Consider the following 6,233-nt stretch of genomic DNA (forward strand, 5'->3'; position numbering starts at 1 on the left):
TAGAGGAGTAATAATGATGGAAACAATCCTAATTTTAAAAGAAGGATTCTCGAATAAATTTTGGAAAATCAAAGTGGCTGGAAAAAGTCATACGGTGACTTACGGAAAGATCGGTACTGTTGGAGCGGTAAAAGTAAAGACATTCGAAACGGAAGAAGCCTGCCAGAAAAATGCAGACAGGCTGGTCCGATCGAAAATGAAAAAGGGCTATGTACCGGCAAATCCTTCTGATCAATTGATGAAGGAAAGCACGATGACAGACCACTTATTCTGGGAAATAATAAAGATCGCTAAACAAAAAGGAGAAGACGCTGATGAGCAGATAGAGTGGCTTATCAACCATTTATCGAAGAAGCCTGTCAAAGAAATTGTGATGTTCGATTACTATTTCAATCAGAATTACATGAAGTCCTATACCTCCGCCCTGTGGGCTACAGCCTATATTATCATGGGAGGAGCTTCGGATGATTCTTTTGACTATTTTAGGGCCTGGCTGCTCTACCAGGGGAAGGATACATACGAAACTGTCATCCATGATCCGGAAAAAATCATTCCTCATTTAAAAGTGCTTGAAGATGATGAAGATGTTCCCCAACTGGAGGACTTGCTGAGTGTTGCAAGTATAGCTTATGAAGAAAAAACGGGCTTAGACTATGACGATTACTATGAATTATATGAAAAAATAACCGAAGATCAAAACCCCATGCCGGACATTGAATTTGACTGGGATGAAGATGATGAAGAAGGATTGAAAAAGAAGTTTCCTGCATTATGGGCGAGGTATGGGGAAAGTCCATTGGAATATTAAATTATATTAGAGGAGAGAAAACCAATGAATTCACTAATTTTCAATAAGGTAAACAATGTATTCGTCCATGTAAGCAATCTGAAGGAAGCCTCCGAGTGGTACTACGATCTGCTGGGAATCCCATTTGACCCTGATAAAGTGGAATCACCCGTACATAACATTCCTGTTGCTTCTGAAACAGGATTAACCCTGGATGACCATACTTTTGACCCTGGTTTTCGATTAAAGCCTTCAGAACATGTTTTGTTTAACTTGCTGGTGGATGACGTGGATGAAGCTTATGAATTTGTTATTTTAAAAGGGATTCCTGTTATAAAAGAAATTGAGCGTATAGGGGATTTCGCCTATTTCAACTTCAAAGACCCGGATGGCAACGTCCTGATGATCTGTAATTGTTAAGAGGAAATGAATTTCCTCTATTACTATTATTTACCTTGATTCACCTCTTAAACTTATGGGTATAGATAGTTAATCCATTTAAGGGGTGAGAAAAATGACGAAACTGAAACTGTCAAAAGATGATCTATTGGACCAAATCCAGAATAGTGATGGCAACTTAAGAATTTCGTCCATCTCCTCAACGGAAGAAGGGGAAGAACTGATCGCCCTGGCCAAACATCTGGAACTTGAAGGTAAAATCGTGCTTCTGGAATATTGTTTGGATAAAAAGCCATTGTCTGTTTCCATTAAAACTAAAAACCCAGATTAAATGTATAGAATTAAAAGGCGGACTACTGAAAAAGTAGTTCGTCTTTTTTTGGTTAGAGGCCGGAAGGAATATATTGTAGAAAACGCCTTCTTTCGAAAATTCTCAAAATTATGATTGACTGAATATTATATCTATATTATTATCGTCCTAATAGTTTTTTCTTTCGTAAGACGAAGCGTTGAAGTGAAAAAGAAAATGGAGGGAAATTATCATGTCTCAATTATTAGCTTTGGTTATTGTAGTATTCATCCTACTAGTCGGCGATTTGGTTGCTGTCAGGACAAAGGCATGGATTCCGTCCATGTTCGTATCGGCCGTCTTGTTTCTGATTGGATACTGGACGTTTTTTCCGAAAGAGATTGTCGCCCTGGCTGGAGTGCCATCCGCAGTAGCGGTGATGATGATGTATTTGTTAATCACGAATATGGGCACCTTGCTTTCGATCCGGGAGTTGAAGAATCAGTGGAAAACGATTGTGATCGCCCTGTCAGGAATTTTGGGGATCGTCGCCGTACTCTTGAGTGTGGGTACGCTGATCTTCGGATTCCAAACGATGGTTGTGGCCGTACCACCTTTAGTTGGCGGAGTGGTTTCCGCTTTGATCATGTCTGAAGGAGCCAAAGAAGCAGGCCTTGCGTCATTATCTGTATTCGCCATCGTCATTTATGTCATGCAAGGATTCGCTGGTTATCCATTGACTTCACTAGTGTTGAAAAAAGAAGGCAAGCGACTTTTGAAGCAATATCGTGAGGGAGGCCTTGCATCCACTGAAGTCGCCGCAACTGCTGAAGTGGCACCTCCACCGGAGCTGAAGCTTTTTAGAAGATTGCCAGAAAAATATAACACCGAATTTTTTAAGTTTTTCAGGCTTTCACTGGTCGCATATCTGGCTTACTTAACATCCACACTTTTGGCGCCGATCGTCTCAGTCAGCCCGTTTGTCCTGGCACTGTTATTTGGTGTAATCGCAACAAGTGTTGGATTCTTAGAAAAGCAGGTTCTGCAAAAGGCAAATGGCTTTGGAATCGCAATCCTTGTATTGATGCTATTCATTTTCGATGGACTGAAGCAGGCAACACCAGGAATGCTGCTTGAAATTCTGGTACCGCTGATCGGTGCGATCGTCCTTGGGGTCGCCGGAATGTATATCTTCTCATTTGTTGCCGGCAAGATCTTAAAAGTAAGCAAAGAGATAGCTTTTGCCGTATCCCTAACAGCACTATATGGATTCCCGGCTGATTATATCATCACGAATGAAGTCATCAAATCACTGACAGAAGATGAAAAAGAAAGAGAAGCACTCACGAGTCACATGCTGCCACCAATGCTTGTTGGCGGGTTCGTGACCGTCACAATCGTATCGGTTGTGCTTGCAGGCATCTTCGTCGGATTCTTGTAAGAAATAGGAGGTAATTAAATTGCGAGAATTAAAGGAACGGATTGAAGAGCATATTGAACAAATCAGTCAGTATACTGCAACCCCTGGCAGAGGAACGACAAGACTGACATACAGCCAGGAGGATTTGAAATCCCGCAACTATTTAAAGGAGAAGATGAAAGAGTATGGTCTTCAGGTGCGTGAGGATGGATTCGGCAATATATTCGGGAAACTGGAAGGACAGATTGCCGACGCACCTAGTGTGATGATTGGTTCCCATTTTGACTCTGTGCCTCACGGCGGTTCCTATGACGGACCCGCCGGAGTCGTGGCAGCGCTGGAAGTAGCAGCTCTTTTTGCTAAAAATGGCTTGAAACCCAAGTATCCTTTGGAAGTCGTAGCATTGGTGGAAGAAGAAGGTTCGAGGTTTGGCGGCGGCCTGATGGGGTCCCGTGGTATGGTTGGTCTTCTTGATGAAGAAGAATTTAAGTTGTTAAAGGACCAGAATGGAATTTCAACTGTTGAAGCCATGACCGATATTGGACTAGATCCATCGCTGCCAAAAAAACGGGATCCAAAAACAATGAAAGCATTTCTGGAATTACATATCGAACAAGGACCTATTTTAGAAGAAAAAGAGATTCGTATTGGCGTTGTGGAGACCATCGTCGGCCTGACACAATTGGAGGTAACCGTAAAAGGGCAGGCAGGCCATGCAGGAACAACGCCGATGGATCGCCGGGCTGATGCACTGGTAACGGCGAGCAAAATCATCAGCCAGCTGCCAGGGCTCGCAAATGAAGAAGGAGAAGGCACGGTTATCACGGTTGGGCGTTTGAATGTCTATCCGAACGGTGCCAATGTCATCCCGGATCAAGTTGTATTTTCTGTGGACATTCGTTCTGGAAAGGAAGAGAATGTCCTGAACGTGATTAAAAAAACAAATAATCTTATAGCTTCCTTTACTGGAAATGGAATCGAAACCTCGGTGGAGCAGCTTTTGTATATCCAGCCGAAAGAATTACATGCGGAAGTCCGCTCTCTTTTAAAAGAGAAAAGCAGTGAGCTAGGTATTCAGTATTGTTCGATCAACAGCGGCGCCGGCCACGATGCAATGGTGCTATCCGATTTTACGGATGTTGGAATGCTGTTTATTCCAAGCAGGAATGGGCTCAGCCACTGTCCGGAAGAGTGGTCTGATTCAGAAGACATCGCAACGGCCGTAAAGATTTTTTACGAAACAGCAAAGACTTTAACGGAGGCGGAATGATGATTAATCAAAAATTAAAGGAAGCTTTTCATGAATATAAAGAAGAACTAACCGATTTGCGCAGGAAGCTGCACAACGAGCCGGAGCTTTCCTGGGAAGAATACAAAACAACTGATTTTGTCTGCGCCTATCTTGATGAACTGGACATTTCCTATCGCAGGACAGAACCTACAGGTGTGATTGCTGAAATCAAGGGCGGGAAGCCTGGAAAAACAGTCGCCTTGAGAGGGGATATGGATGCCCTTGCAGTCGAAGAATTGAATAAGGACTTGTCCTACGCTTCATGTGAAGAAGGGAAAATGCACGCATGCGGCCATGATGCCCATACGGCAATGTTGATGATTGCAGCAAAAGCACTGAATGAGATCAAGGAAGACCTTCCTGGCAATGTCCGCTTATTATTCCAGCCGGCGGAAGAAGTCGCCCAGGGTGCTAAGGCTCTCGTTGAACAAGGAGCAGTGGAAGGTGTCGACAACGTCTTCGGCATCCATATATGGTCGCAAATGCCGACCCATAAGGTCAGCTGCACACCAGGTCCATCCTTCGCTTCGGCGGATTTGTTCAAAGTTACATTTAAGGGAAAAGGCGGACACGGAGCGATGCCGCAAGCTTGCATTGATACTGCCATCGTCGCCTCATCGTTTGTGATGAATGTGCAATCAGTGGTGTCCAGAACGATTGATCCCCAGCAGGGAGCTGTGTTGACTGTCGGAAAAATGGTCGTCGGCACCCGTTTTAATGTCATCGCCGAGAATGCCGTGATTGAGGGAACTGTACGCTGCTTTGACCCGGCTATACGTGACCACATTGAGGCGCAGCTCAGCCATTACGCAGAAAACGTCGCAGCGGTATATGGCGCTGACGCACATGTAGAATATACTCGAGGTACGCAGGCGGTCATCAATGACGAGAGTAGCGCGCTGCTAGTACAGCAGGTGGCTGCAGAAGCATTCGGTGATGACGTCATTTTTCATGAAAAACCAACCATGGGCGGCGAAGATTTCAGCTTTTATCTTGACGAGGTGCCAGGCAGCTTTGCCCTTGTAGGCAGCGGCAATCCCGAAAAAGATACAGAGTGGGCCCACCATCATGGCAAATTCAACATCGATGAAGATGCTTTGAGTACCGGCGCAGAACTCTACGCTCAGTATGCATGGGCTTATTTGAATAAAAACTAATAAAAGTGGAGAACCCTATGGGCTCTCCACTTTTGCTAGTTACCTCTTTTTCTTTTTACCAGGATCCGCAGCCACGGTTGGTTTCTGCTTGGATTCAAGTGCCAGGTGCACATGGTAGGTTTTCTCATTAACAGCCAGAACGCTTGTAACCTTTCCTTTGCGCCCCTTGATCCTCAGATCCTCCCCAACAGAAGGAACCTGCTGGCGGAGCTGATTCAAAAGCTCATTTCTGTTTTCGAAAAAATGGACAACAAACATAGCAAATCACCTATTTTCCATAGTATTAGTTTTCCTATCACTAACATATTGGCGGGATGCTAGGTTTAGAACTGATTGGTAGGAGGAATTTTAGTAGGATTGAATTGTTGTGCAGCAGGGAAGAATTTAGTTTGAGGTAGAAGTTCGGACTGTCTAAAGTAGGCGGAAGTTTGGACAGGTTTTGAGGTTAGAAGGGAAAAGCTGTCAAAATAAAGGTGTATTCTTGACATGTTGAGGGCCAACTACTGAAAAGCTGTCAAAATAAAGGTGTATTCTTGACAGGTTAATGGCCCACAACTGAAAACTTGTCAAAATAAAGGTGTATTCTTGACAGGTTAATGGCCCACAACTGAAAAGCTGTCAAAATAAAGGCGTATTCTTGACAGGTTGAGGGCCTATATCTGAAAAGCTGTCAAAATAAAGGCCTATTCTTGACAGGTTAAGGGCCCACAACTGAAAACCTGTCAAAATAAAGGCGTATTCTTGACAGGTTAAGGGCCCACAATATAAATGTCAATGCAATCATGTACATTTTTGACTGTGTAAGAATGTACATTTTTAATCATTTTCTTTTTCAAAATGATTCTTTATTCTGTATGAATCACCCACTATATTTACTACGGTAGCGTGAT

General features: G+C 43.6%; 7 protein-coding genes. 6 read left to right on the forward strand and 1 reads right to left on the reverse strand.

Annotation, left to right across the window (positions count from 1 at the left end; all coding sequences use genetic code 11):
- Positions 1 to 16 precede the first annotated feature (16 nt).
- The 6 genes from M3593_RS11430 to M3593_RS11455 all read left to right on the forward strand — a co-directional run bounded on the left by M3593_RS11430 (position 17) and on the right by M3593_RS11455 (position 5,343).
- Positions 17 to 808, forward strand: coding sequence for a DUF4240 domain-containing protein (locus M3593_RS11430; protein WP_251542285.1), 792 nt, complete (start codon positions 17 to 19; stop codon positions 806 to 808).
- A 24-nt stretch (positions 809 to 832) separates the two neighbouring features.
- Positions 833 to 1,207 (forward strand): VOC family protein, encoded by a 375-nt coding sequence (locus M3593_RS11435; RefSeq protein ID WP_251541305.1) that lies wholly within the window; start codon positions 833 to 835, stop codon positions 1,205 to 1,207.
- Between the two features lie 94 nt (positions 1,208 to 1,301).
- A complete protein-coding gene (locus M3593_RS11440) occupies positions 1,302 to 1,517 on the forward strand; it encodes a hypothetical protein (RefSeq protein ID WP_251541304.1) in 216 nt (71 codons plus the stop codon).
- Positions 1,518 to 1,728: 211 nt separating this feature from the next.
- On the forward strand, positions 1,729 to 2,916 hold the full coding sequence (locus M3593_RS11445) for a hypothetical protein (RefSeq protein WP_251541303.1): 1,188 nt from the start codon (positions 1,729 to 1,731) through the stop codon (positions 2,914 to 2,916).
- A gap of 19 nt (positions 2,917 to 2,935) precedes the next feature.
- The gene (locus tag M3593_RS11450; protein WP_251541301.1) at positions 2,936 to 4,165 is read left to right on the forward strand and encodes a Zn-dependent hydrolase; all 1,230 of its coding nucleotides are present in this window, start codon (positions 2,936 to 2,938) and stop codon (positions 4,163 to 4,165) included.
- A gap of 2 nt (positions 4,166 to 4,167) precedes the next feature.
- The gene (locus M3593_RS11455) at positions 4,168 to 5,343 is read left to right on the forward strand and encodes a M20 family metallopeptidase (protein ID WP_251542283.1); all 1,176 of its coding nucleotides are present in this window, start codon (positions 4,168 to 4,170) and stop codon (positions 5,341 to 5,343) included.
- A 39-nt stretch (positions 5,344 to 5,382) separates the two neighbouring features.
- On the opposite strand, the gene M3593_RS11460 is transcribed toward M3593_RS11455, so the two are convergent.
- Positions 5,383 to 5,601 carry a hypothetical protein gene (locus tag M3593_RS11460; protein WP_144475575.1) on the reverse strand — a complete coding sequence of 73 codons (219 nt, stop codon included), beginning with the start codon at positions 5,599 to 5,601 and terminating at the stop codon, positions 5,383 to 5,385.
- Between the last annotated feature and the right edge of the window lie 632 nt (positions 5,602 to 6,233).

Origin of the sequence: Mesobacillus sp. MER 48, from assembly GCF_023714225.1 — a bacterium.
Taxonomy (GTDB): domain Bacteria; phylum Bacillota; class Bacilli; order Bacillales; family Cytobacillaceae; genus Mesobacillus; species Mesobacillus oceanisediminis_A.